Origin of the sequence: Micromonospora sp. NPDC005172 (assembly GCF_040608555.1) — a bacterium.
Classification (GTDB): Bacteria; Actinomycetota; Actinomycetes; order Mycobacteriales; family Micromonosporaceae; genus Micromonospora.
This window is the reverse complement of record NZ_JBEXIL010000003.1, coordinates 81,947-107,072: the sequence shown is the minus strand read 5'-3', so window position 1 is coordinate 107,072 and position 25,126 is coordinate 81,947. Positions and strand designations below refer to the sequence as shown.

At 62.2% G+C, this 25,126-nt stretch carries 22 protein-coding genes; 14 read left to right on the top strand and 8 right to left on the bottom strand.

Annotation, left to right across the window (positions count from 1 at the left end; translation table 11 throughout):
• The first annotated feature begins 324 nt into the window (after positions 1-324).
• On the top strand, positions 325-3,852 hold the full coding sequence (dnaE, locus tag ABZV06_RS03195; RefSeq protein ID WP_355618176.1) for a DNA polymerase III subunit alpha: 3,528 nt from the start codon (positions 325-327) through the stop codon (positions 3,850-3,852).
• 144 nt (positions 3,853-3,996) lie between these two features.
• Positions 3,997-5,115, top strand: a complete 1,119-nt coding sequence (locus tag ABZV06_RS03190) for an IS630 family transposase (protein ID WP_355618173.1) — start codon at positions 3,997-3,999, stop codon at positions 5,113-5,115.
• A gap of 104 nt (positions 5,116-5,219) precedes the next feature.
• On the opposite strand, the gene ABZV06_RS03185 is transcribed toward ABZV06_RS03190, so the two are convergent.
• The 3 genes from ABZV06_RS03185 to ABZV06_RS03175 all read right to left on the bottom strand — a co-directional run bounded on the left by ABZV06_RS03185 (position 5,220) and on the right by ABZV06_RS03175 (position 8,427).
• Positions 5,220-6,497 carry a hypothetical protein gene (locus tag ABZV06_RS03185; RefSeq protein ID WP_355618170.1) on the bottom strand — a complete coding sequence of 426 codons (1,278 nt, stop codon included), beginning with the start codon at positions 6,495-6,497 and terminating at the stop codon, positions 5,220-5,222.
• 345 nt (positions 6,498-6,842) lie between these two features.
• Positions 6,843-7,535, bottom strand: a complete 693-nt coding sequence (locus ABZV06_RS03180; RefSeq protein WP_355618167.1) for a methyltransferase — start codon at positions 7,533-7,535, stop codon at positions 6,843-6,845.
• A gap of 82 nt (positions 7,536-7,617) precedes the next feature.
• Positions 7,618-8,427, bottom strand: a complete 810-nt coding sequence (locus ABZV06_RS03175) for an aspartate 1-decarboxylase (RefSeq protein ID WP_355618164.1) — start codon at positions 8,425-8,427, stop codon at positions 7,618-7,620.
• A gap of 1,550 nt (positions 8,428-9,977) precedes the next feature.
• Here ABZV06_RS03175 and ABZV06_RS03170 point away from each other — a divergent pair.
• On the top strand, positions 9,978-11,267 hold the full coding sequence (locus ABZV06_RS03170; RefSeq protein WP_355618161.1) for an MFS transporter: 1,290 nt from the start codon (positions 9,978-9,980) through the stop codon (positions 11,265-11,267).
• 1 nt (position 11,268) lies between these two features.
• Here ABZV06_RS03170 and ABZV06_RS03165 read toward each other — a convergent pair whose 3' ends face one another.
• The 3 genes from ABZV06_RS03165 to ABZV06_RS03155 are packed head-to-tail and all read right to left on the bottom strand — an operon-like array spanning position 11,269 to position 13,061.
• A complete protein-coding gene (locus tag ABZV06_RS03165) occupies positions 11,269-12,291 on the bottom strand; it encodes a helix-turn-helix transcriptional regulator (RefSeq protein WP_355618158.1) in 1,023 nt (340 codons plus the stop codon).
• A complete protein-coding gene (locus ABZV06_RS03160; protein WP_355618155.1) occupies positions 12,233-12,751 on the bottom strand; it encodes a DUF6879 family protein in 519 nt (172 codons plus the stop codon). The genes ABZV06_RS03165 and ABZV06_RS03160 overlap by 59 nt, the downstream gene beginning before the upstream one ends.
• On the bottom strand, positions 12,732-13,061 hold the full coding sequence (locus ABZV06_RS03155) for a hypothetical protein (RefSeq protein WP_355618152.1): 330 nt from the start codon (positions 13,059-13,061) through the stop codon (positions 12,732-12,734). The genes ABZV06_RS03160 and ABZV06_RS03155 overlap by 20 nt, the downstream gene beginning before the upstream one ends.
• A 350-nt stretch (positions 13,062-13,411) precedes the next feature.
• On the opposite strand from ABZV06_RS03155, the gene ABZV06_RS03150 reads away from it, so the two are divergent.
• Together ABZV06_RS03150 and ABZV06_RS03145 are read left to right on the top strand one after the other, a co-directional pair.
• The gene (locus tag ABZV06_RS03150; protein WP_355618149.1) at positions 13,412-13,660 is read left to right on the top strand and encodes a hypothetical protein; all 249 of its coding nucleotides are present in this window, start codon (positions 13,412-13,414) and stop codon (positions 13,658-13,660) included.
• A gap of 3 nt (positions 13,661-13,663) precedes the next feature.
• Positions 13,664-13,843, top strand: coding sequence for a hypothetical protein (locus ABZV06_RS03145; protein ID WP_355618146.1), 180 nt, complete (start codon positions 13,664-13,666; stop codon positions 13,841-13,843).
• Positions 13,844-14,055: 212 nt separating this feature from the next.
• Here the strand turns inward: ABZV06_RS03145 and ABZV06_RS03140 are convergent, their stop codons facing one another.
• The gene (locus ABZV06_RS03140; protein WP_355618402.1) at positions 14,056-14,727 is read right to left on the bottom strand and encodes an ATP cone domain-containing protein; all 672 of its coding nucleotides are present in this window, start codon (positions 14,725-14,727) and stop codon (positions 14,056-14,058) included.
• 1,056 nt (positions 14,728-15,783) lie between these two features.
• Here ABZV06_RS03140 and ABZV06_RS03135 point away from each other — a divergent pair.
• Both ABZV06_RS03135 and ABZV06_RS03130 read left to right on the top strand, forming a co-directional pair.
• Positions 15,784-16,419, top strand: coding sequence for a hypothetical protein (locus ABZV06_RS03135; RefSeq protein WP_355618143.1), 636 nt, complete (start codon positions 15,784-15,786; stop codon positions 16,417-16,419).
• 29 nt (positions 16,420-16,448) lie between these two features.
• On the top strand, positions 16,449-17,435 hold the full coding sequence (locus ABZV06_RS03130; protein ID WP_355618140.1) for a hypothetical protein: 987 nt from the start codon (positions 16,449-16,451) through the stop codon (positions 17,433-17,435).
• A 109-nt stretch (positions 17,436-17,544) separates the two neighbouring features.
• Here ABZV06_RS03130 and ABZV06_RS03125 read toward each other — a convergent pair whose 3' ends face one another.
• Complete coding sequence (locus ABZV06_RS03125) at positions 17,545-18,480, bottom strand: hypothetical protein (RefSeq protein WP_355618137.1); 936 nt, start codon at positions 18,478-18,480, stop codon at positions 17,545-17,547.
• 123 nt (positions 18,481-18,603) lie between these two features.
• On the opposite strand from ABZV06_RS03125, the gene ABZV06_RS03120 reads away from it, so the two are divergent.
• The 7 genes from ABZV06_RS03120 (at position 18,604) to ABZV06_RS03090 (ending at position 25,126) form a co-directional block, all read left to right on the top strand.
• Positions 18,604-18,891 carry a hypothetical protein gene (locus ABZV06_RS03120; protein ID WP_355618134.1) on the top strand — a complete coding sequence of 96 codons (288 nt, stop codon included), beginning with the start codon at positions 18,604-18,606 and terminating at the stop codon, positions 18,889-18,891.
• Positions 18,891-19,100, top strand: a complete 210-nt coding sequence (locus ABZV06_RS03115; RefSeq protein ID WP_355618131.1) for a hypothetical protein — start codon at positions 18,891-18,893, stop codon at positions 19,098-19,100. The genes ABZV06_RS03120 and ABZV06_RS03115 overlap by 1 nt, the downstream gene beginning before the upstream one ends.
• 471 nt (positions 19,101-19,571) lie before the next feature.
• On the top strand, positions 19,572-20,318 hold the full coding sequence (locus tag ABZV06_RS03110; protein ID WP_355618128.1) for a hypothetical protein: 747 nt from the start codon (positions 19,572-19,574) through the stop codon (positions 20,316-20,318).
• 292 nt (positions 20,319-20,610) lie between these two features.
• A complete protein-coding gene (locus tag ABZV06_RS03105) occupies positions 20,611-22,950 on the top strand; it encodes a type IV secretion system DNA-binding domain-containing protein (protein WP_355618125.1) in 2,340 nt (779 codons plus the stop codon).
• Between the two features lie 126 nt (positions 22,951-23,076).
• On the top strand, positions 23,077-23,886 hold the full coding sequence (locus tag ABZV06_RS03100; RefSeq protein WP_355618122.1) for a replication-relaxation family protein: 810 nt from the start codon (positions 23,077-23,079) through the stop codon (positions 23,884-23,886).
• A gap of 201 nt (positions 23,887-24,087) precedes the next feature.
• Entirely contained in the window at positions 24,088-24,741 is a 654-nt protein-coding gene (locus ABZV06_RS03095) for an ImmA/IrrE family metallo-endopeptidase (RefSeq protein WP_355618119.1), read from the top strand.
• Complete coding sequence (locus ABZV06_RS03090; protein WP_355618116.1) at positions 24,632-25,126, top strand: helix-turn-helix domain-containing protein; 495 nt, start codon at positions 24,632-24,634, stop codon at positions 25,124-25,126. Before ABZV06_RS03095 ends, ABZV06_RS03090 begins: the two co-directional genes overlap by 110 nt.

The following is a 25,126-nucleotide window of genomic DNA, read 5'->3' as shown; positions in this document are numbered from 1 at the left end:
CCTGGCTCGCGGCTACGAGCGCCACTTTGGAGTCTTCGGAGGCACCATCCGCCCGACCATCATTGCTGGAACGACGGACGCATAACCCAAGGACTCCGGAGGCATGACTAGTGCGCGCAGCGCCACATGCGCTGGCGGCCCTGCCCCTGTCGCTGCCGCGCTTGCAGTGACGCGTGCGGCGGCAATCATCGCCTGAGGTCGGTCCCGCATCACTTAACGCGACGCTGCCGCCACGCTAGGAACGGATCGGCTTCGCGCGCCGGAACCGGTAGTGTGGCCCAGGACTTCGAGTCTGTCGGCCGGCTTAGGGGAAAGGCGCTCCGCATGGGTGATTCCTTCGTCCACTTGCATGTGCACACCGAGTATTCGATGCTCGACGGCGCCGCGCGCCTAAAGGAGCTTTTTTCTGAGGTCACCCAACTGGGTATGCCTGCCGTGGCAATGACCGACCACGGCAACATGCACGGGGCTTACGACTTCTACAATCAAGCCATTGCGGCCGGCGTCGCACCGGTGATCGGAATCGAGGCATACGTGGCGCCCGAGTCTCGGCTGCACAAGGCCCGAGTCAGGTGGGGCCGGCCGGAGCAAAAGAGAGACGACGTCTCGGGTAGCGGCGGATACACGCACAAGACGATTTGGGCGAAAGACAAGACCGGCTTGTCGAACTTATTCAAGCTCACATCTACGTCCTACTTGGACGGCTTTTTCGTGAAGCCGCGTATGGACATGGACATCATCGCGGAACACGCCGAAGGATTGATGGCGACGACGGGCTGCCCCTCAGGCGTAGTGCAGACCCGGTTACGCTTGGGGCAATTCGACGAAGCGTACAAGAACGCTGCGGAGTATCAGGAGATATTCGGTAAGGACAACTACTTCCTGGAGATCATGGATCACGGCCTCTCGATCGAGAGCCGGGTCCGCGAGGGGCTCACCGAGATCGGTCGCAGACTCGGCATCCCGCCGGTGGTCACGAACGACTCGCACTACACGCACGAGGCGCAGGCCACCGCGCACGACGTGCTGCTGTGTGTGCAGACCGGCAGCAACATCGACGACCCGAACCGGTTCCGGTTGGAGGGCGGTGGCTACTTCGTCAAGAGCGCCGACCAGATGCGCGCGGTCGACTCCTCGGAGCTGTGGCAGCAGGGTTGCCGCAACACCCTGCTGGTGGCCGAGAAGGTCGACCCGAAGGGCATGTTCGAGTTCCACAACCTGATGCCCCGCTTCCCGGTCCCCGAGGGGGAGACCGAGGAGTCCTGGTTCCGCAAGGAGACCTTCGCCGGCCTGGCCCGCCGCTACCCGAACGGCATCCCGGAGGGGCACGTCGTCCAGGCGGAGTACGAGCTGGGCGTCATCAACCAGATGGGCTTCCCGTCCTACTTCCTGGTGGTCGCCGACTTCATCCAGTGGGCGAAGAACCAGGGCATCGCGGTGGGTCCGGGCCGTGGTTCGGCCGCCGGCTCGCTCGTCGCGTACGCGCTGGGCATCACCGACCTGGACCCGATCCAGCACGGGCTGATCTTCGAGCGGTTCCTCAACCCCGAGCGGGTCTCGATGCCGGATGTCGACATCGACTTCGACGAGCGTCGGCGCGGCGAGGTGATCAAGTACGTCACCGACAAGTGGGGTGACGACAAGGTCGCCCAGATCGCCACCTTCGGCACGATCAAGGCGAAGGCCGCGATCAAGGACTCGGCCCGGGTCCTCGGCTTCCCGTACGCGGTCGGCGACCGGATCACCAAGGCGATGCCACCGGCGGTGATGGGCAAGGACATCCCGCTCACCGGCATCTTCGACAACAAGCACCCGCGTTACGCCGAGGCGGGCGAGATCCGCGGCCTGTACGACTCCGACCCGGACGTCCGCAAGGTGATCGACACCGCCAAGGGCATCGAGGGGCTGATCCGGCAGACCGGTGTGCACGCCGCCGGCGTCATCATGTCCGCCGAGCCGATCATCGAGCACATCCCGTTGATGCGCCGCGACGCCGACGGGGCGATCATCACGCAGTTCGACTATCCGACGTGCGAGTCGCTCGGGCTGCTGAAGATGGACTTCCTCGGCCTGCGCAACCTGACGATCATCGACGACGCGGTCAAGAACATCGAGCTCAACCACGGCCGGAAGCTCGACCTGCTGGGCCTGCCGCTCGACGACAAGGCCGCGTACGAGCTGCTGGCCCGCGGTGACACCCTGGGCGTGTTCCAGCTCGACGGTGGACCGATGCGGTCACTGTTGCGGTTGATGAAGCCGGACAACTTCGAGGACATCTCCGCCGTCCTGGCCCTCTACCGGCCCGGCCCGATGGGCGTCGACTCGCACACCAACTACGCGCTGCGCAAGAACGGCCTCCAGGAGATCACGCCGATCCACCCGGAGCTGGAGGAACCGCTGCGGGAGATCCTCGCGCCCACCCACGGCCTGATCGTCTACCAGGAGCAGGTGCAGCGCGCCGCGCAGATCCTCGCCGGCTACACCCTCGGTCAGGCCGACCTGCTGCGCCGGGCCATGGGTAAGAAGAAGAAGGAGATCCTCGACAAGGAGTTCATCCCCTTCCGGGACGGCTGCCGCGAGCGCGGCTACTCCGACGAGGCGATCCAGGCGGTGTGGGACGTCCTGGTGCCGTTCGCCGGGTACGCCTTCAACAAGGCGCACTCCGCCGCGTACGGGCTGGTCTCCTACTGGACGGCGTACCTCAAGGCGCACTACCCGGCCGAGTACATGGCCGGGCTGCTGACCAGCGTCGGCGACGACAAGGACAAGATGGCGCTCTACCTGTCCGAGTGTCGCCGGATGCGCATCCAGGTGCTGCCGCCGGACGTGAACACCTCGGCCGGGCCGTTCACGCCGGTCGGCAAGGACATCCGCTTCGGTCTGGCGGCGGTGCGCAACGTCGGCGCGAACGTGGTCGCCTCGATCATGCGGTGCCGCGAGGAGAAGGGCGACTACGCCGACTTCTACGACTTCCTGTCCAAGGTGGACGCGGTGGTCTGCAACAAGAAGACAATCGAATCGCTGATCAAGGCGGGCGCGTTCGACTCCCTCGAACACCCCCGCAAGGGCCTGCTCGCGGTGCACGCCGACGCGATCGACGCGTACGCCGACGTCAAGCGCAAGGAGGCCGTCGGCCAGTACGACCTGTTCGGCGCCGGCTTCGGCGACGCCGACACCGGCAGCACCACGGTGATGCCCACGATCGGCGACAGCGAGTGGGACAAGCGCGACAAGCTGGCCTTCGAGCGGGAGATGCTCGGCCTGTACGTCTCCGACCACCCGCTGTTCGGCCTGGAGCAACTGCTCTACTCCGCCGCCGACACCACCATCGCCGCCCTAAACGAGGACCGCGCCATCCCCGATGGGCAGATCGTTACGCTGGCCGGCATCCTCTCCGGGGTGCAACGCCGGGTCACCAAGCAGGGCCGGGCCTGGGCCTCGGCCACCCTGGAGGACCTGGCCGGTGGCGTGGAGACCCTCTTCTTCCCGAACACCTACGAGGTGATCGGCCAGTACATCGCCGAGGACGCCATCGTCGTGGTCAAGGGCCGGGTGGACCGCCGCGACGACACCCCACGCATCATGGCCATGGACATGTCCATGCCCGACATCACCCACAAAGACGGCAGCAAGCCGGTCACCCTCACTATCCCGGTACACCGCTGCACTCCACCGCTGATCGAACAGCTAAAGGAAGCCTTCGCCAGCCATCCTGGCGACGCGGAGGTGCACGTGAACCTGCTCAACGGCAGCCGCACCACGAAGCTGCGGCTCAACGCGGTGCGGGTTGCGCCGACCACCGGGCTACGCGCCGATCTAAAGATGATCCTCGGCCCCGTCAACGTCGTCTGAGCCGAGGCCGACGGCGTGAATTTCACGCCCTCGTCGCTCTTGCGAAGATGACAGCTAGTGCCGTGACCACGAACGTTCACGGTGTTGGATGACACGCCGTCCGGCCTGTCGGCCGGGCGGCGTCGCGGCGGTCAGGCTGTGGCGGTGGCAGAACCTGTACGCGTTCGGCGGCTGAGTGATCAGGAAGGTCAGCAGCTGCTCAGAATCACCCGCCGGGGAACCGGTTCCCCGATCCGACTACGGCGGGCGATGGTCGTGCTCGCCTCGGCCGGTGGGAACACAGTGCCGGCGATCGCCCGCCTGGTCCAGGCCGATGAGGACACGATTCGGCAGGTCATCCACCGGTTCAACGAGATGGGGATGGCCTGCTTGGACCCTCAGTGGGCGGGTGGCCGTCCCCGCCAGATCAGTCCTGACGAGGAACAGTTCATCGTCGAGACGGCCAACACCCGCCCCGAGAAGCTGGGGCGACCGTTCACCCGCTGGAGCGTACGCAAGCTCGCCGAGCACCTGAGCTCGGATGCCACCCGCCGGATCCGTATCGGTCGAGAGCGGCTGCGGCAGATCCTGCACCAGCACAAGATCACCTTCCAGCGGACGAAGACGTGGAAGGAGTCCACCGACCCTGACCGGGACGCCAAGCTCGCCCGGATTGAGTACGTGAGCAGCCACTTCCCGCAGCGAGTGTTCGCGTTCGACGAGTTCGGGCCCCTGGTGATCCGGCCGCAGACCGGTGCCGGCTGGGCGCCGGCAGGGCACCCCCACCGGCTGCCCGCGAACTATCACAAGCTGCACGGCGTCCGGCAGTTCCACGGCTGTTACTCCGTCGGCGACGACCAGCTCTGGGGCGTCGTCCGACGCCGCAAGAGCGCCGCGAACACCCTCGCCGCACTCACGTCGATCCGTGCCGCCCGTCCGGACGGGGCGCCGATCTACGTGATCCTGGACAACCTGTCGGCCCACAAGGGCTCGAAGATCCGCAGGTGGGCGGCCCGCAACAAGGTCGAGCTGTGCTTCACCCCGACCTACGCCTCCTGGGCCAACCCGATCGAGGCCCAATTCGGGCCACTACGCACCTTCGTCATCGCCGGCTCGAACCACCCGAACCACCCGACGCTGACCCGGAAACTGCAGGCCTACCTGCGCTGGCGCAACGCCAACGCCCGCCACCCCGACGTCCTGGCCGCCCAACGCCGAGAACGCGCCCGCATCCGCAGCGATCGACAACGACGCTGGGGCCAAGCCGCCACCCGAGCAGCCTGACCCCAACACCGCGAACGTTCGTGGCCAAGGCACTAGTTCGCAGACTGCCCTGCTGCCGAACGTTAAGAAAGGCTGCCCACCCCCCCCCCCCCCCGGCCATGCCGTCAGAAGTCCACTGAGCTCTTCTCGCCTGACGGCCCTCCGCCGAAGTTTGAAAAGTATCTAATGAGCGACGCCTCACCTTCTACAACCGAAGTGCGCGTCTGGCCCACTACAAGAATCTCCGTCTCACTCACGCCCTCTGGATCACACACGACGGCAATGTTCCCGTCCGCCGAAGTCCTCGAGAACGCGAGAGGGCCATCTTTGATGCGGGGGTAAAGCGTAGAGCCCGGCACTGCCGGCAAGAGCCTGTAGGAGGAAAGGAAGCTTTTCCTGTATTCCGGTCCGAGGACTCGAGCGCCAATCTTGTGTAACACAGTTCCTCCGCTCCAGCGCGCGTTCGTCTCATTGAACATAAGTCGCCCATCGCTAAGATATATGCCGTCAAGATGCAAATACCCACGGTAGCCGAGGTCGGCTGCGAGCTTGAACAGTCTCTCCGAATACCTTCGGGCCTCCGCGTATTTTTCAGGCGGCAAATCGGCAGGCATCTCGAGCCCGATCCAATCGGTTCGCCACCAGTCGGCTGAGCCTGCCGGGGCGCGATGCTTCATCTCATATGACTGAACGAATAGGACCGCCCCAGTTGAGTCAATGAAGTATTCAAAAAAGAACGCGCTGCTTGACGCGTGGTAAGCCTCTACTATCAATTCACTGGAGCCCAGCGAGCACATTTCAGCATGCAGCGAATCCAAGAACTCTCTGCTTGGATTCTTGTCAAGGTAGCCTCTCGAGACACCCTGAATTGGGCGCTCAAAATCGCTCGTAATTGCGAAGTTTCCTAGACCGCCGCCCGCGTTGTCCCGCTTGATTATCACAGTCCCAGTTATTGGCAGCAGCCCGTGCACGGCGCCGTAGAGCGCATCTGCGTCCGGTACGATTTTACCTTCGGGAAGGGGGATTCCTTGGCTAGCCGCGAGCTTTCTAAATAGGACCTTTCGATTGAAAAAGTCGGCTCCGCCCTCAGCGAGAAAGGCATCAGAGCTGCCTGGCATGCCGCCGAGGATTTTTGTCCTAAGTTGAACCACCCCAGCCGTGTGGAAGCAGGGCTCAACGTTCACTATCTCGCCACCCAACTCCCTCCGCGCCGATTCGATGGATTCCCACATGGCCCCGCTTGTGAGAACCTCATCCCAAAGGAGAGAGTCGGCAACCACGATCTTGACCAATTCTGGGTCTATTTTCAGCGTACTAGTTACATGGTCAACGTATTCGCTCCCGACCCGAAAGGGGAGAACAATGATGCAGTTCTCCGTTAGATTCCACAGCGCTCGAGCCATTGCCTTAGCATTGGGAAAGGCGACACCAAGGGCCAGATCTCTTGGAAAATCGACTCGCGTATTTACAATAACCAAATTTATGTCTACCATCACCAATGCCTAACGCCACTAGATCGACTTGAACTACACCCCAATGTTCCTTCGAATTCTGAGACTCCTGGCAATTCGAAGGAACCAGCTAGTCCGCTTCTAAAAGGCAGGTGCATTGATACCATCAAGGGAGGGCTGCTCGTCGTCCGTCGATGAGCTCAAGTTCGCTGAAAGCATTCATGCCGCTCCACACGTGCAGTCTCCTCTCCAGCTTTCTCAAAAGCCTGCGGATAACGCAGTCCCACCGCTTTCTGCCTATCGGGAGCCGGTAGAACAGAATTCCAGCAACCAGTGTGGGTGCTTTCCGCCTTCGTCTTCGGCCAGTATCCGCATTGAGAGGCCTTCCTCGGCCGCCTTATGCTCTAGGAGCTGTATGTCCCCTTTGCCGCAGAACCCGAGCATCAAGCGTCCGGCTGGCATCAAATGACGGGGGCCCTCTGCAAAATACCGACTATGGCTTGCGTAACCTGGGTCGAAGAACGAGCGCTCGTGGTCAGTAAGAGAAGCTCCCTCCTCTACCAGGACGCCACTCGAATTCCAAAATATCAAGTCGAATTTTTCCCCCCGGACTAACGAATCGAAAAGGTCGCTCTCCAATGCGCGGACCTTACTTTCAACCCCCCGGCGCCGCGCATTCAAAACTGTATTCGCAACAGCATTCTTGTTTATGTCAATAGCGGTTGCCTTAAGACACATTCCCGTCTCAACTGCAAGGATTGATACTGCACCTGAACCGCACCCGACTTCCAGGAAGTCCGAAATCCCGCTGATTTCCTTCAGGCACTCCCAGAAGAAAGTGGTCGACCTGAATTTATGCATGGGGTACACGCTTGGGAGTAAGCTCCAGTCACTGCCAAGGAAGGTAACCTCCTCAGCATCCCGAACCTCAATCGAATTTACTCCAAGCCGATTGCCAAGATCCTGGTGGTCAGACTCAAGCGCTGGCAATTTAATCCCTCCCTCTCACGAACTAAGCCACGTTAGTGAGCTCCCGTCGCGGCAGCGGTTCCAAGACGGTCTAGTAATGCGACTAAATCGCGCTGCTACCGTCCGTCTGGACAATCGCTGCGGGCAGGGTTGCATCAGCTACGGCGAAGGAAGCAACATGAACTCGCGTACCAAGTGGTGCAAAACCGGCCATTGCGCCTGTGGTCATGACGACCCCAGGCGGCATCGGCACGGCATAGGTATCCGTACATCCACCAGCCGACGCATTGAATACTGTCACCATGGTGTGCCGAGTCATGCCCACTTGGTCCATCAGTATTCCCGGAATCTCCGCGCTTCCTAGAAGACAGTTCTCGTTGGTGTCATTGACAACTAGGTCAGTAATAAGGCTGTTAAGCATTATCCGCGGCATCAAGGACTCCCTCAGGACGGACATCTCGGAGGTCAATTCCGCAACCTCGTCTGCCCGACCCAGGCGTTCATGCTTCAGCGTCCCGCCCTCGAAACCTTGACCGGGAACAATTCCGTAATCAACGATGTGAAGGTCACCCGATCGGTGTAGCCGTTGGGCCGCCGCATCTAGGCGAGTCTCCGAGATAACGCAAACCAAATCGCCTTGTGAAAGAAAGTGGCCTAGGCTTCCTCGGACCTCGACCCTCTCGCTCGTCGTCGGGGAGACAAACGTGCGGACGCGGTTTTGCCGATTATCTCCGTTAATTCGAGCTACGATAACGGCCTCGCCAATTACGAGGTCGCTCGCCACGCGAAGCGACTCAGGCAGAGCCAAGCCCTCGTCGATGCCTTTACTGTCCGTCGATTCGTGGTTGGGCCCACCGGCATCAATTCGAAGGTTATGAATAGCGCTACGCTTGCAGGAAGTTGTGACGTCCATGATGTAGCTCCCTCTCGGTCGCGATGACCGGCAACGCGACGATGACCTTCAAAGGTCGTAGAAACGTCCACGACCTTTGCATTTCAGAACTTTGACTCACGCGGATCAAATAGTGGTTTGCGCGGGCAGAAAGCGCGTTATACGGCGGATAGGATAGAACAGGGCGGTGTTTCCGCTTGTCGGCGCCTCGGCTTCGGCGACGCTCGGACGCCACATTTTTCCCTGATTCTCGCGGGATTCATCGGACATCGACGAAAGCGGCGAGGCAGAATTCTCCTCAACCTGACACCAACAGAAGAACCTCGGCCCGACAGGGCAGCCAATCGCAGGCATTTTTTTCCCGCTCACACGACGCCCGTGGTCACTTGGGGCCGTTCCCTGCCGCGGCCTACGATGTTCGAACCTCCGGCCCGACCCAGCTTTCCCAAGGAAGTAGAGGTCTTCGCGGCCGAGCGCAAGCATGCAAACGAACCCATTGTCGTCACACCCCCGTGGTGACGTCGTTTGGAACCGACAGTTGACGTGCAGTCCAGACTAGACAGCCCGGACAAGATACCTCGGATGTTCCAAACAGGGTAGTCCTGGTGCCATGGAGCCGGCCCGCTGGCCAGATATGCGGGCAGTTGCGGTGCGTCTACATCTTCATTCACCGCGGTCACCGGCCGTCGAGTCGCTGGTGGCCAAAAGGGCGCCGTGAACCTGACCGGCGTTCTTGCTGGTCTCGCCAGGGTTTGGCCGCTCGCGCGATGAGCGATGCGTGTCCGGTCCAGGAAGGTGCTTCATTGTGCAGCGGGGGGTGTTCAGGGGTAGGGGTGAGCGTGCGTAGCTGCTGGCGGGGGTCCACCGGCAACGGTGTACGTGGTGTGTGTTGGTCGCGGATGGCCAAGCAGCCTGCCGCGCCAGGCGCACCAGGTGAGTTACGGGGCGAGGCAAACGCGGATGGTGCTGCGGGGGTCTGCGGCTGGGGGCGACGGTTCGGGTGGGCGTCCTTAAGCGTCACAGCGGTGTGCCAGCCGGACTGGCGGCGTTGCCCGGTGATGTAGGGCGCTGCGGCAGGGGTCTCTGCGGCACCGTGGCAGGCCCAGCGTGCGCGTGCAATTACCGCTGACCTCGTACGACGCGGCGAGGCAACCGCCAAACGCGATCATCAAGCAACGGTCTCATAGCAATCGCGGGGGCGGGCGCAGGCGAATCGGCACATGGATCAGCACTGCCCCCTGTGGTGGCTGCGACCCAGCAGGTCATGCGACGACAGCCAGCTGATCGTGGACCGTGGCCGACTTGGGCCACCAGAGCTCGCCATCTCGGGGATACGAACTAGATCATCGCGCATGTGGCCTGCACGATCGCCCGCGCCACGGATGCCGGGCATGGCCAAGACAACCGCTGGAGCGGCTTTGGGCGAAGATTTTCGACCATCGGCGGCGCGGCCGGTGCTGTCGCCTCGGGCCCGAGCGCCGGCGGGGGGTGTCGCCAACCAGTCCCCTCACCTAGGCTCCCGTGGGCGGCTCGTATCGGTACGGACCGTGGAAGGAACGAGGTTGTCCGCTGTGGGGCATCACAAACATCGCCGTTCAAGTGGGTTGCTGCGCAACAGTTTCGGTGTCCTAAAAATTGGTCAGTTCCGCTACCAACTGGCTGCTCAAGTGACCTCGGAGTTTGGAAGCGCGATAAGTCCCGTGGCCTTGTCGCTCGGCGTGTTGCATCTCACCGGATCGGTACGCGACGTCGGCATCTTGCTTGCAGCGCGCACCGCACCGACAGTGATCTTCCTGCTGATCGGTGGTGTCGTTGCTGACCGACTGCCACGGCAGCGGGTAATGGTGGTGTGCAACCTTGTATGTGCTGTTGCGCAACTCATAGTCGGCGCCATGCTAATTACCAAAACATTCCATCTGGAGCTCGCAACGGTTGCCCAATTCGCCACGGGCACTGCATTGGCTTTCTACTTTCCGAGTGTCAACGGCTTGACTGCTCAGACGGTGCCGCTTGAGCACCGGCAGCAGGCCAACGGCCTACTCTCGCTCAGCCGAAGCGTCTCGATGAGTATCGGGCCGCTGCTTGCCAGCCTGTTGGTGGTCGGCGACCTGGCAGGCTTGGCGCTCCTGATCGACGGCCTGACCTTCCTGGCCAGCGCATACCTGCTCACGAGGTTGAAGAACCTGGCAGGAAACATGTCCGACGTTGCGCAGATGGGATTCTTTAAGGAGCTGCGGGAGGGGTTTTCAGAGGTTGTCAGCCGCACGTGGGTCTGGTCCGGCATTACATCCTTCATGGTTGGCAACCTGGCAGTGGCTCTTATTACGGTACTCGGCCCAGCAATGACGATTGAGCATGGTAGAGGGCCAGCAGCATGGGGCGGCGTGATCTCCGCCATGAGCATCGGAATGATTATAGGTGACCTACTCTCTGTACGTTTCTCCGCGCGGCGCCCGCTAGTGATTTCCAAGTTTGTCGAGATGTCACAGGCATGCCTGCCAGCGGCGATCGCGCTGAACGCGCCCACGCCGCTCATTATTGCAGCTGCAGTATTGTTCGGGAGCGCCGTCTCGTTTCCCGAGTCGCTTTGGAACACCGCTCTTCAAGCAAATCTAAAACAGAACGTCCTTTCGAGGGTCTCATCCTACGACTGGCTGGGCTCGATCGCGCTACGACCCGTCTGCTACCTGTTCGCCGTCGCCCTACTTGATGAGCTCGGGGGCAGAAATACTTTCGTGCTGCTCGCCGTCGTGGTTGTAGCTATTCGAGTCGGGTGCGTTTTCCTTTCCAAGATCCCAGCGCCGGGACGCGGTGCATTGCCGCGAGTCGACGACAGAGCCCCTGAGAGGGTGGTGCGCTAGGCTACGTCTCTCGTGGGTTTGCTTCGACGCCGTGAACGTGAGCCGTGGTCGTAACCGGTGAGGTTCCGGCCGCGTTCGACGGGTTACCAGCGAAGCTCCTTGCGACACCGTCTCGCTCGCCGCCGCCTAAGACCTGCAGGGATTGAAGGATCAGTTTCCTTCCCGCGTTGCCGTACATCGCCCCGTCCGCCAAGCCCTGGAAGGCCTTTGAATACAGAGCAATCTCCCGGGGTTGAGTGACCGCCAGCTCAGCAGTCACGGCCTCGACGTGCACCAGGCGGTCATCGAATATGATGAACTGGTTGCTGGGCACCCGGTACTGGTGCGTCGCGGGCAAGATGCCGAGCCGCACCCGAGGCAGGGACAGCACTGTCAACAGCCGATCAAGCTGCCCGATCATCACACTGGTGTCACCCACCATCGTCCGTAGCGCCTGCTCAGCCAGGACGAAGTGGAAGCGATGGATGCCGTGGTACAGGATCTGTTGCCGCTCCATCCGCACCGCGACGCCTGCCTCCAGGTCGTCGGGGATCTGATAGAACTCGATCACCCGAGCCATCACCGCGGCGGCGTACTCAGCCGTATGCAGGATGCCAGGCACCAACACTGGTTCGTACCACCGGAAGAGCCGCGTCTCGCTCTCGATGGTGCGCGAGGTTTCCTGTCGCCGCTTGGTGCCGGTGCGGAGCATCCGGCGCCACTCCACGTACATCGCCTCGATGTTCCGCACCGTGGCGATGAGGTCGGGCACCTGGTCGGGGACCTGGCAATGCTGACCCCACGCGCGGAGATCGTCCTCGGTCGGCGTCTGCTTGCCGTATTCAATCTTGGAAACCTTGGAGCTGGGCCAACCGGCGAGCAGTGCGAGCTGCCTGCCAGTTAGCCCAGCGTCCTGCCGCAAGTCACGGAGCCGATGTCCAAGTGACTCACGGGCCTGGTGGACCGATGCTGACAAGGGGAGCTGCTCAGGTGGCGACGTAGGCCGCGTGTGGTACTGCCCGCTGCCAAACCTGTTGGTGGACACTGCGGCAGCGCTCGACTATGTGCCGGTCAGTCGTCTCCGCTCCCCCGACGAACTGTCCGCTGGGCTCGAAGACCGTAAACACCACCCGCTCATCGTCGAACAGCCAGAAGTCATCTGGCGGTAGCTCGATGCCCTCGGCGTGGTGGCGCGGCAGCCAGCGGATGTCTTCGCCGGCGGCGATGTTCAACTCTGCGACCGCCAGGCCCCAGCGCGTGTAGTCAACGTGCGGAACCGTCACCACCCGGGCGCGGGTAACTCTGCGGCCAGCCCTGGTGGCTTCCTCTACCAGTCGTAGCCACGACTGGTGCCAGTCGAAGTCATCCGGCTTGCCCTCTAGAAACAGCTTGAGGGGTTCGCTCTCCTCAGGCGTCTCGTAGGTGTCCTGCACCTCCAGGTGGAAGGCGGTCCGGGAGAACGTCCGGAACAGGTCATCAAAGGCGTCACCCGCGAACAGCCTCATGTGCGTCCCCTCCCGGTGACCTGCCGACCTCTACGCACGTCTCGTGACCAGGGATGTCCAACTGGGCCAGCGCTTCGGCGTCGACCACGACAACCCCGGACAGTATGTAGCTGCCCCGGCCGGTGTCACGGAGGGGCACGGCCAGTCGCGTCTCCGGCTCCAGGTACTGGAGCAGCCGCTGTGGAATCTCCACGCTGGCCTCTTCGTCCGGGACCCTCCAGCCCTGCACCACGTAGGTGTCGCGGTCGGTTGCAAACAGGGTCGGTGAACCACCGCCCTGTGTCTCCTTGCCAAGAAATCGTAGTTCCATCCGTCCTCCTCCTGTTGATTGTTTGCTTCGGTTTGCTGCATGCCTGATCACGATGCCTTGCAGCATGTTCGCTCACATCGAGCATGCGCGATGGATGCTCTACCTAGAAAACCTGAGCAACTTCGTTCCGTCAACCACCCGGTTACACCTAGCTTCGGAAGCGGCACCGGGGCAGAGGTTCCCCCGCCGGATGCGTGACACACGACTTGCGGTCGCGGCGCATCCACTCATCTGCCCCGGTGCCCTCTCGGAGCCGCATCCGGAGGGCCGGTGGGAGGCGGTGCACCCGGCAAGGCCCGCCTCCCACCAACAGGAGACGCGACCATACCGATCCCGGATGCGAGCAACCGATGGAACAGATGCACAACCAGCCAAGGCCGGGTGACGTGCTGCTGATTGGTCGGGAGGCCAGTGTCCAGTTCACCGTCAACGAGCTGATCTTCCGGGTGATCCGCGTTGATCCGCGGCCGACCTACGACGGCTGGCTCTGGCTGCACGGCTACTCGCTCAACCCGACTGGCGAGGCGATCGAGAAGCGGGAGATTTTTGTCCAGCGGGCAGGGCTGCGGGCTGCTGCGCTACGACCAGGGAGAAGGTAAATCATGTCCACCTATGTGGCGCTGCCAGGCCTGCTCGCCATCGCCTTCGTTGGTTGGCTGGCCGGGATGCTCACGTTCAAGCGGTCGCTGATGTGGTGCCGGGAGTGCGGGCAGCGCTTGGCCTGCCCCGACGCCAGCTCCCATCGGACTTCCACCAGCGCGGCGGCAAAGCCCCGTGTCTGATCCGTCTGTTGACGAGCCCCAGGAACTGTCACTTGAGCTGGTGACGTACTACTGGAAGATGCTGGAGCAGCACACCAACAGCCCCATAAGCGGAATCTGTCCGATCTGCAAGGTGTCACGGTGCGAGGACTACCGTCACGCTTGGGTGCAGCTGGTACGGGCGGGGGCGTTGGGTATGTGATGAGCCGGGCTGGCCGACTGCAAGCCTGACGTCAGTCCGGCAATTCAGATGCTTCTGCCCAGAAATCGGTCACTGATTCGTAACGTTTCACAACCGAGGCATATCGCAAATAAGCCAGAGCATCCCACTGCAGCAAGGCCTTTAGGGTTTCAGCCGCTATCTGGCCAGTCGAGACAAGAACCTGCCCGCGGAGGCTGTCTCGAACACTCGAAGCAATCTGCCCGGCAATGTGCCGCACTTGCTCATCGCCGCCGCGCCCCTTTGAGGCAATTCCAATACTCCTGGCAAGTTTCTCTGGTTGGAATGCTTCGCGTTTGCCATCACGTTTCAAAACCACCGATGCGCTACCGGTTACTGAGACTTGCTGGTCGCCATACTCTTCCGCGAGCCATGCAAGGAATTCTTTAGTGGACCGAATGGCACCACTAGCACCAGCTCGGCCCCGCAAGACCATGGCGTAGCGGACACGTAAAACTTCCGTATGTGCATCCTTCTGCAGGTACTGCAGTACAAGGTCCCCAATGTCACTGCTGAGTACCGGCACGTTAGGAGCATCGGGCTTGAGAACCTGAACAACCCGATCGACGTAGGTCTTGAGGTCGGCCGGCGAGACCTTGCGACCGCCCGCAGCCTTCATGATCCCTCGTGACAACTTAGCGCGGGAGAATGCCTCCACACTGCCATCACGCTTCCTTACCTGCATGTACTCGGCAGTGATCCGTTCGGCCGTCGTGAAGCGGTGACCGCAGGCCTGACAGGCTCGCCTCCGGACGATCTCTCCCTGACACCGCCGGCTGTCCAGCACCTTGCTGTCGTCCCTAGCGCAACGAGGACACGTCATGTGACGGAGGCTACACGTTGCATTCTCGTGCGTTGAATCGACCATCTGGCTTAGCAGATATGGGATTTGACCCCCGGCACCCGCCCGATCGGCCATATCTAGCCGCCTGGGCGAGGCCGCCGAGCCAGCTTTCAAAGTGGACCATATAAAGGTCATAGCTACGTGAGAACCCTTGGGAATCATGGCAGCAAGGCGACCGAGACTCTCTCACCGGGTGCGAAGGTTCCGACGGGCTACGTACCGGTGTGACTCGTCAGCGATAGTGCGGGTTGGGTCGCCGTTGCGCAAAGTGGGGCGATGCGGGCCGCGCCTCGCACGCACCGCTTCTCAGCGTCACGGCTCGGAGGACCTCGGCGGTACAGCGATGGTCGGTCGGTTTCCCTGCTACCTCATCCGAAGCCGGTGACTCACGGCGAGTCCATCAGGGACCGTCACGACCCGCTCGTACTAGATATAGGCGTGGTCAGGAGTCACCGACTGTGGAGTCCCATAGATGCAGGCCAGTAGGTAGTTCACCAAGCCGTCTCGAGAAAGTGCCCCATATGCAGGCTCCGGAAGTTGTGGGATTCCGGCAGGATGATCCGGGCAAGACCAAATGACGATCGCCTAATACCTGAAGGAGGTGAAGAGATGAACGAACAGCAGCTGCCTCCGGCACAGGGAGACGACGGCACTGCGGGTGGCAGGACCAGGCGGATCAGCGTTTTGGAGGCCCTCGCCGACGCTGCTCGCGGGGTTGGACCTTCCCGCTCCAACCAGTCGACCGTTGCTGCGGGCGACGCCGACGACCAGTGACCCTCAGGCACGCCTATGTGCTGCAGCCATGTGCAGCACATAGGCGTGCTCTCGTTTGCCCAGCACCCTATTTACAATAGATATGACTTTGCCTACAATTAAATACGCATAACCCAGCTAAATATGACAACTGAATATAGGTACCCTCACCACAGAAAGGAACTGCTTGCACTGCTGAAGGAAGATCAGCGTGAGGTTAGAGCTTGCTCGAGAGCGTATCGCCATTCGCGGAACGATACTGGCGCGCAGCATATCCGGCAGCAGTTCGTTCGACACAGTCAAGACCGCGTCGAAAGGGGCCTAGCCATACTGGATGAGATCGGAGTGCCAACAGTAGCGAATATCGGCGCGGATGGGGCTCAAGCCCTATCGGTTCTCGCTCTTCACGCCAAGCTGGATGCCATGCGGAGGATCTTACAGGCATTTGAGGAATGCTACAGAGCGGACCCGGAGAGTGTTTACAACGAAGCAATTCCATCTCTGACCGATAGGCTTCGAATACTTGACGGAAAGAGGCAGATCTTCGGCACTCAGTGGATGCTTGGCGAGGATGGCAAGTTCTTCTTGCCGCCCGTTGAGGACTTCAAGCGCATGAACGACCACCGAGCGGTATATGGGCTTGGCAGGTCACAGCATCCAATTGACCTCACGGACGGCGTACCAGACAGGCCCCCATTGCGGCCCTATACCGAAGAGAGTGATCAACGGTATCCCACGGAGCAGGAATACCGTGAGTTTGCGCACGGATCACTCGAATAGCCTGCCCACTTGAGAGGATTATCGGTCTAATGAAAAAGCCCGTCTTGATAGCTTCTGCCAGCTTCGACGAGCACGCTTACGGCCCTGTGAGCAAGTTGCTTGAGCGCCAAGGTTATCCCGTAGTGGTATACAAGACCGATCGCCTACTTTCGGGCGAGGACAAGCTACAGGTCAACCTGAGTGGAGAGACGCCTTCGATTACTTACAATGGCGTCTCAATCGCATCGGAAGATCTGAGCGCCGCGTGGTACAGGAAGGTCGGCAGTTTCAGCCTCGCCGACGCGGACTCTCAGCTAGCCAAACAACTTTACATGAACAACGAGGTCAGAGCCCTACATGACACCATCTGGCCTTCCTTGTACCCGGAAGGTATTTGGCTTAGCGCACCCGGGAATATAGCCCATGCCGACAGGAAGCTACAGCAATTGCTCATAGCACGTCAGGTTGGTTTCTCAGTTCCCCAAACGATGGTAGGTAGCGACTGGAAGTCGCTGATATCCACTCTGCTCCCCAGTCAGCAGTCCCTAATGATTGTAAAGATGATGCGAGGCGTAATCAGCGATGAAAATCAAATCAAGGCAATGCCGACGACTATCCTGAATCGGCAAAAGGCAACCGAGTTGGCGGCGTACACTTCGCCATTCCCTGGCCTATACCAGCCATACATTCCGAAGGCCCGCGAATGGAGAGTCACGGTAGTGGGCCAGCAAGTCTTTCCCGCTGCGATCTATACGGAAAGCTCCGCGAAAGACGACTGGAGAATCCACCAAGAATCTCTCGCTGTCCAGTTCAAGTCAGAAGAGCTTCCTGACGGAGTCGGAGAGCTATGCATCCAATACCTGCAAGAGATGGGTATAGGATTTGGAGCCTTCGATTTGATTGAACGGCCCGACGGCGAAGTCGTATTTCTGGAGTGCAACCCGAACGGGCAGTATGGTTGGCTAGAGGAAGATCTGGCGCTTCCAATATCAGAGGCCATCGCCGGAGAGCTCGGGAGAATTGCTGAGGCTGCCTAGCTATCCATTTAGCTCCGCCGGCTGATGAGCACTAATACACCCTAGTAGAATGCCTCGCCCGCCTGAGGGCGGGGCTTCATTTGTTGTACTGAGGAAAGGTCACGGACCTTCAGCCGCACCAACGCCATGCGACTCCGGATGCCAGGCCACCGTAACACTGGAAAAACTCAGCGGACAACTTACCCTCTTCGACAGCTATTTGATTGCTCTCGTCCGGCTCGCCCGGGCGGGCAATCCGGTTGAGCTTGTCGTATCCCCATACAACTTCTGGCTGCTCGCCGATGAACTGAACCCCGACTCGGTACGCAAGCGTCGGACTCTCGAACGTTTGACCGCTGAAGTCCATTTTGGGCGGCGTCTGGTGGTCGTCTTCGCCCTCCGGCACACGCTCACGGAAACTGAATTGGTGCAGCTCACCGATAGCTACCGGGTCCTGAAGCTTCAAACGGTGGATCGTGCCGCCCGGCAGCCGGCGTGAAAACTCCAGCTCGGCACCGACGACATCCGAGAGCTCCGTGGGGCTGTACGTTCCGTAGTCGAAGGTTGCAGCTCCTTCGACCAACGAAATGACGACTCGCCGCTGGCGCGACTCGACAAACCGTCGATCCTTGATGATGCAGACAACCTCAAGGTCACGGATCAGGAAGCCGCCGTGCGGAACGGGGAAGTCGGCTGGGGTGGGCGCTCCGGCGTAGAACCGCGAGGTGAGCCGTAGCGCCAGGACGTCGATCGCCCGGCTCTCCCAGTCCCGCACGGCGTCCAACTTCCGGCCGATCGACTTGCCGTAGGCCACGCGCCGGTCGCCCAAGTCGCCGCTGGCCTCGCCAGTCAGGTTGTAGGCCGCCCAGAGCGCCGGTCCCTGCGGGATGTCCTTTAGGGAGTACACGGCCGAGCGGAAGCGCTCGAAGGCCGTCTCTAAGGGCAACCCCCGACCACCGACCACATCTATAACGGCGCTCGCATTCGCGAAACGCTCCCTGGTGCATCCTGCGTCCTTACGCAGGTACATCAGATCGCCGACGAGGTCCGGCTGACGGTCGTTCATGCGACTCCCATGATCGACTTTCCCAATCCGTTCCCAAAACACGCTACAGGGGTCGACCGATGGTCGTCTCTACGTAGCCCGCTGTCACCGAGGCAGCGGCGAAGACAGGGAGCGTGGGACAACATGTCCGGTCACGAAATCGTTCGGCGTGCCAGCAGTCAGGCCGCCAGCTGGCGCGACGTGCGGGCGCTACGGCAGGTCACCTCTGAGACCCGGCTGGAGCAGGCCACGATGCGAGCCATCTCTGCCGTCTCCGAATACGCCATCTCGGAGGTCGAGTACCTGAAGCGTCTGCAGAACCAGGTCGAACACAGCAACCCCGATGCTGCCGATGCCGTCGCTGCCATCGTCAACATGACGGTCGTCGGTCTCGCTCGCCGTGTCGGCCGCTTCACCAGCGAGATCGGCTGATGGACGTCCTCGTCCCGCTGTTCACGCTGTGCTGCGGCTTCGTCCTCGGTCGGCTGTACCAGTGGCTGAAGGACGAACTCCGGGCCGACCTGCTGCCCAGCCACGACTGCGCGGAACAGCTGCGCGCAGCCAGCGCCGACATCCGCGGCCAGGTCCGGCAGGCAGAGTGGCAGATCAGGCGGGCTACCGGCAGCGGCTCGGCGCGGTGAGCCACTCGCCCTCGCCTGGGTCGTGGGGCCAGAAGCTCCTTCAAGCGCTGGTACTCGTGCTGGTGGTCGCCTTGGCCTCACGAGTTGCCGCCGAGTTGCTCGAGCCGCTGGTGCCGACGCTCGTTGTCCTGGTCCTGCTCGCTGCCATCTTCTGGTTCGTACTCAGGCGGCGCTAACGCTCATGGGCACCTGAACGCAGCTCGGAGCACTTTCTTCGGAACATTCGCGGCAATTCGCCGCACCAATCTGGCAAGGAGATGTGGATACCCCATGCCCAGAAAGGGACGTCGCCGCCTCGTCGGCAAGTGGCCAGCAGTCGCCCAGCGTCTCCGCGAAGCAGCGCTTGAGGCCTTGCGCCGCGAGCTGCACGCCGAGCAACGCCGCCGGAAGCGCCCCAGCAACTGATCAGTGCCGGTGCGCCTGGGGAGGCTTCGCACCGGTCGCCATACCTGACTGAGGAGTCAAGATGTCTTGCACGAAGCTCAGCAAAAGCCCAGCACCGTCTGCGGCGCCTACTGCGTCCACCAGCCGGATGGCATTGCGAGCCCGTCGTTGCGTTCGGCAGCTGTCGCCCACGCTGGCGCCGACCTCTACATGTCCAGCTACGGCTTCCTGCCTACGCCGACGGTGGACTATCACCGGATCGTGGCCTGTCCAGAGCGAGGCCAACGTATCGCTGCGCTGTGGGCTGCCGCGCCTCGCACTGACGACTCGGCGTTGGCGGCCTACCGCGCGTTTCGTCAGGAGACCGCCGAGCAGTTCGCCTTCTTAACCCGTCCCGTGGCTGACGGCGGGGCGGGTATCCGCGTCAAACGGTCCAACAGGGACCCCTACGCAGACGCTTCCGCCATGATCGACGACCTAGAGACGCGCCGCCGTCTGCGCATCCTCGCCACCGCTGGCAGCGGAGCGAGTCACCCCTTCCTGAGCGACGAGGAGAACGACCAGTTCCGCGCGGTGCACGACTTCTTTGGGCATGCCAGCATCGGACGGGGCTTTGACCGTCACGGCGAGGAAGCAGCCTGGGTGAAACACAGCCGCATGTACACCCCGCTGGCCCGCTTGGCACTGACCAGCGAGACCCGCGGGCAGAATGCGGCCTTCATCTGGCTGCACGACGGTCAGCGTTTCCCCGATCAGAAGGCCGTACTGCTGCCCTTGGCCTTCACCGATCCATGGCGCTTCAGCTTGCGACCGAGCCGAGCCGACGAGCGCTGACGCCGCAAGTGTCGGGCCCTTAAGCCCACCTGGACCCGGGGCCGACTGGAGCAGCGATCCCCACCGCCGTTAGCGCTGCCGTTGTTTTTTCTACGGCTTGACGGCATCGCTCGACCTCGGCATAAGGACAAATAGGGGCCAATGTAGCGGGAGCCGGCCTGGCGAGGCGATTCGCAGTCTCGCCAGGCCACCCCTTGGTCGACGCAACCTAACGAAGGAAAGGAAGGTCTATGAACCTTCACCACCAACACCCGATCCCAGGCCAACCTGTGCAACGCGCCGGGACCGCCGCATGACGCTCTTGCTGCTCGCACTCGCCGGACTAGCCATACCGGGGATCATCGTGGCTGCTCGCTACACGGATGGGCGCAGCTGGCGCCGGTCACTCATCGCCACGGAGCTGCATCTTCCCGTCGGCCTCCAGGTCGACGACATTGCAGCCTGGCTCGACTCAGTCGCGGCCGCCACGTACCGCCCGCGACTGTCGCTCGTACCGATGCCGCCGATCGCGCTTGAAGTGATAGGTAGCCCCCGAGGCATCGCGCACTTCCTGCTGCTACCGAAGCAAACCAAGGACAAGTTTCTCCGTGGCCTCCAAGCCGCCCTGCCAGGCGTGCGGATGACACCGCAGTCCGACTACTTCGACCGCCGGCCGTATTGCACAGTCGCAGCCGAGGCCCTGCTCACAACCCATCGCCGGCCACTTGCTCACGAGCGCGCTGCGGCAGCCAGCCGTGCGCTGCTCGCGGCACTGCAGCCAGTTGGGGTCGGGCAGGCCATCCTCATCCAGTGGATCTTCACCAGCTCGGGCACGTTGGCGCCCATCGCGTCCGCTGCGGGGCGCAACCGCGGTGAGCTGCCAGCCTGGCTCGCAGCCGACGACCTGACCGACGGGGAAGCGATCCGGGCGGCCCGCCTCAAGCAGGCAGACGGCCTGTTGCTCCACGCCACACTGCGGGTGGGTGTCAAAGCATCATCGAAGGCGGCGGCCTTAGCCCTGTTCAGCCGCGCCTGGGGTCCCCATCACACCCTCAACGCCAGCGGCGTCCAACTCATCCGGAGATGGTGGCTGTGGTCGGCCTGGGCCGGGGCTCGCCTTCGCCAGCTGACCGTCCCGGCATTGAACTGGCCCTTACTGATCAACAGCCGCGAAGCCGCGGCGCTTCTACCGCTGCCAGTCGGCGACGTCGCACTGCCCGGACTGTCGCTTGGTATTGCTCGTCAACTGCCACCACCACCCGGCATGCCAAAGCATGGAGTGCAGATCGGCCATACCAACTACCCGAGCTTGCACCAGCCGCTACGCCTCGCACCGATCGACCGATTGCAGCACCTGCATGCCGTGGGGCCGACCGGGGTCGGAAAGTCGACCTTGCTCGCCAACATGGTGGTACAGGACATCGCCGACGGACACGGTGTGATCGTCCTAGACCCCAAAGGCGACCTATGCACTGACATCCTGGACCGGGTGCCCGAGCATCGGGCTCAGGACGTGATCGTGCTCGATCCGGCTGCCGAACCGTCAGTCGGGCTTAACGTCCTGCAAGCTGCTCACGACGAACACAGCCGCGAACTCGTCGTCGACCACGTCATCCACATTTGGCATGAGCTGTACAAGGACTTCTGGGGCCCCCGGACTGAGGACATCCTCCGCGGCGCGCTTCTCACGTTGATCAACACCAGAGCTGCTGACGGGTCAGCCTTCACACTCGTCGAGACGGTCAACCTATTGACCGATAACGCCCTGCGGCGGTCTGTCATCGCGCAGCCCGGGGTGCCAGCCGGGCTCCAATCCTTCTGGCAGTGGTACCAGGCGATGAAGCCGGCCGATCGCCTGAAGACCATTGGCCCGATCCTCAACAAGCTCCGAGCGGCGGTTCTGCGCACGCCACTCCGCCTGATGCTCGGTCAAAGCAACGGCCTCGACCTCTCGCAGGTGCTGGCCGACCGCAAGGTGCTACTCGTGCCCCTCAGCAAGGGCACGCTCGGCGCCGAGACCTCTGGCCTACTCGGCACGCTGCTGCTTGCGACTGTCTGGCAGGCGGCGCTGGCTCGCGTCCGACTGCCCGCCGAAGCGCGACACCCCATATTTGTCTATATCGATGAGGCGCAGGACGTACTCAAGCTGCCCGTCGACCTGGCCGACATGCTGGCCCAGGCCCGCGGCCTTGGAGTCGGCTTCACGCTCGCGCACCAGCACCTGGGGCAGATCGATAACAAGCAGGTCAAAGCCGCACTGCTTGGCACCGTACGTAGCCAGATCGTCTTTCAGTGCCTACGGGACGACGCGGCTACGCTCGCTAAATCCTTCGAGCCTCGACTCCGTGCCGACGATCTCATGAATCTGCCGGCCTTCGAGATGGCGGTTCGGCCATGCGTCAACGGGGAGCGGCTCGCGCCTTTGACCGGACGCACCGTGCCCTTGCCGCCGGCGATACGGGACGGTCAGAGCCTTGCTCGAACCAGTCGGCACCGTTACGGCTCCGCTCGGGCCGCCGTCGAGGACGCCCTACGATCTCGCGCCCGCCCGCCAGCTACGACCGATACCTCAAGTCGACCGGTCGAGCGTGGCACCGCCAAGCCCTTCGGCCGTACTCGAAGGGACTCGACCGCGCCAGGAGAGGGCTCATGACCGCCCGATCGGTCGTCCGCTCGCTCGACCGATCGCGTCGAGCAGCAATGACCTCCACCGCAGGCCAAGAGGCTCGTTCGGGTGCACAGTGCCATCGAAATATGACCGCAGACGGAGGAGGCGGTCATGCGTGAGCACCGAATGACCTGGGCGGCGGTGGAGCGGCTTGCCGAGAGCCTGAGCGAGCGGGACAGGGCCATCCTGCGCGACGTGGCGCGGGTACGAGTCCTGACTGGGGCACAGCTCACGCGCCTGCACTTCACCAATCTGGACCCCACGCACCGCGACCGCAGCCGACGGCGAGTGCTTGCCCGACTGGTCAGCCTGCAGTTGCTGACGACCCTCGGACGACGGATTGGGGGTGCGCGCGCAGGTTCTGCCGGGTTGGTCTTCGCTCTGACAGCGGCCGGACAGCGACTGGGCTACCTCCTCGCCGAAGATCGAGTCCACGCCCCACGAGTCCGGCAACCGCAGACACCGACCGAGCGCTTCCTCAGTCACAGTCTGGCGATCAGCGAATTGTTCGTCGCGCTGACCGAGCTGATGGAGGCAGGGCGTCTTGCCCTCGCCGACTACCGCGCCGAACCGGCGTCCTGGTGGTCGGATGGCCTGGGTGGGTGGATCAAGCCGGACGCGTACGTAGTCGTTCGGTTCGGCGACGTGCAAGACGCCTACGCGGTGGAGGTCGACCGAGCAACGGAGAGCCTGCCGACGCTACGCCGGAAGCTCGCGACCTACCTTGATCTGGTGGACCGCGGTGACCGAGGTCCTGACGACTCTGACATGCCGCGTGTCCTGCTGACCGTGCCGGATGACCGACGGCGGGCTGACGTCGCCGCATTGTTGCGCGCTCTCCCACCGCCGGCCGATCAGCTGTTCATGGTCGTGCGACAGGAGCAGGCGCCCGAAGAACTTGCGCGGAGCCTTCGCGAGTGAGGAGCCTACGTTGCACATTTCACTACACCCCAAGCAATCACCATTCCGCCTAATTTCTTTTAGAATATGCTTATGTGGAGGGTGACCACTCAGTCAGCCGTCGTACGTGAATTGCAAATTGCATCCCGCACGTCATCACGGTGCACGCTCTCAGGCTGGGGAAAGAGGTGAATGCAAAGAAGTTAAAAGGAGGTACGAGGAATGACGACACGCCTTATTGTTCCCAGCAAGCTACTGCTGCAGTTACGCACATACATCCCTAAGGGGCCATTGACCTACGGGCAGGCCTTGACCGTCGCCGAGCGCCAGGCCGCCCGTCTGCGCGAGTTGCTCGGCGTGCGGACCGCCAAGATGCCCTTCGACTGGGTGGAACACGTACCCAACCTGACGCTTCAGGTACTGCCGGCGCACGAGATCGAGCGGCTCGCTGGGCGCCCGGCCAGCGGTCTTACCCGCTGGAACCAGCAGTTGACCTACCTGGTGGCCGTCAACAAGAACACCAGCTTCACACACCGCCGCTATACCCTGGCCCACGAGATCAAGCACGTCATCGATTGCCCCGCAGTCGATACCGCCTACGCCAGAATCGGCTATGGCAACGACGAGTTGCGTGGCCGGCGAATCGAAGGCATCTGTGATCACTTCGCCGCCCACTTGCTGATGCCCGGCCGGCTCGTCACCAAAGCCTGGCATCTCGGAATCCAAGGACTCGGTGAGCTAGCCGGGCAGTTTGGCGTCTCCGAGGATGCCATGCAGATTCGACTGTCCAGCCTGGGATTCGTTGATCCCGACAAAGATAAGCCCGCGAGCTACTTCTTCCGAGAGGTGGATCCGCCACGATTTACCCGTGTTTAAGAAAGGAGGATGTATGAAATACCAAATTGAGACTCCAGCACCCCGGCCGACCCGGCGCTCGCGGGGAGGCCGTCCCCAGACCTGGGACACAACGCGACGCCGCCACGAAGGCCGCTTCAGCACCGTCCTGCATTGCCGCTCGCTTGGATTCGCCGGAAGTGATCCGGCCAGCGGCAGAGACCACCTCCAGGCCACCAGTGCCGCCAAGCAACTCCTGTTGACGGTCCCCGAAGCATGCGCTGCACTCCGTGTCAGTAGGTGGGCGCTCTACCAGTTGATCCGGACCCACCAGCTCGCGACCATCCGCATCGGTCGCAGCCGGCGCGTGCCGGTGGACGCCGTGACTGGCCTCATCGAGAAGCTACGCGTGCAGGGGGGCGCCTAA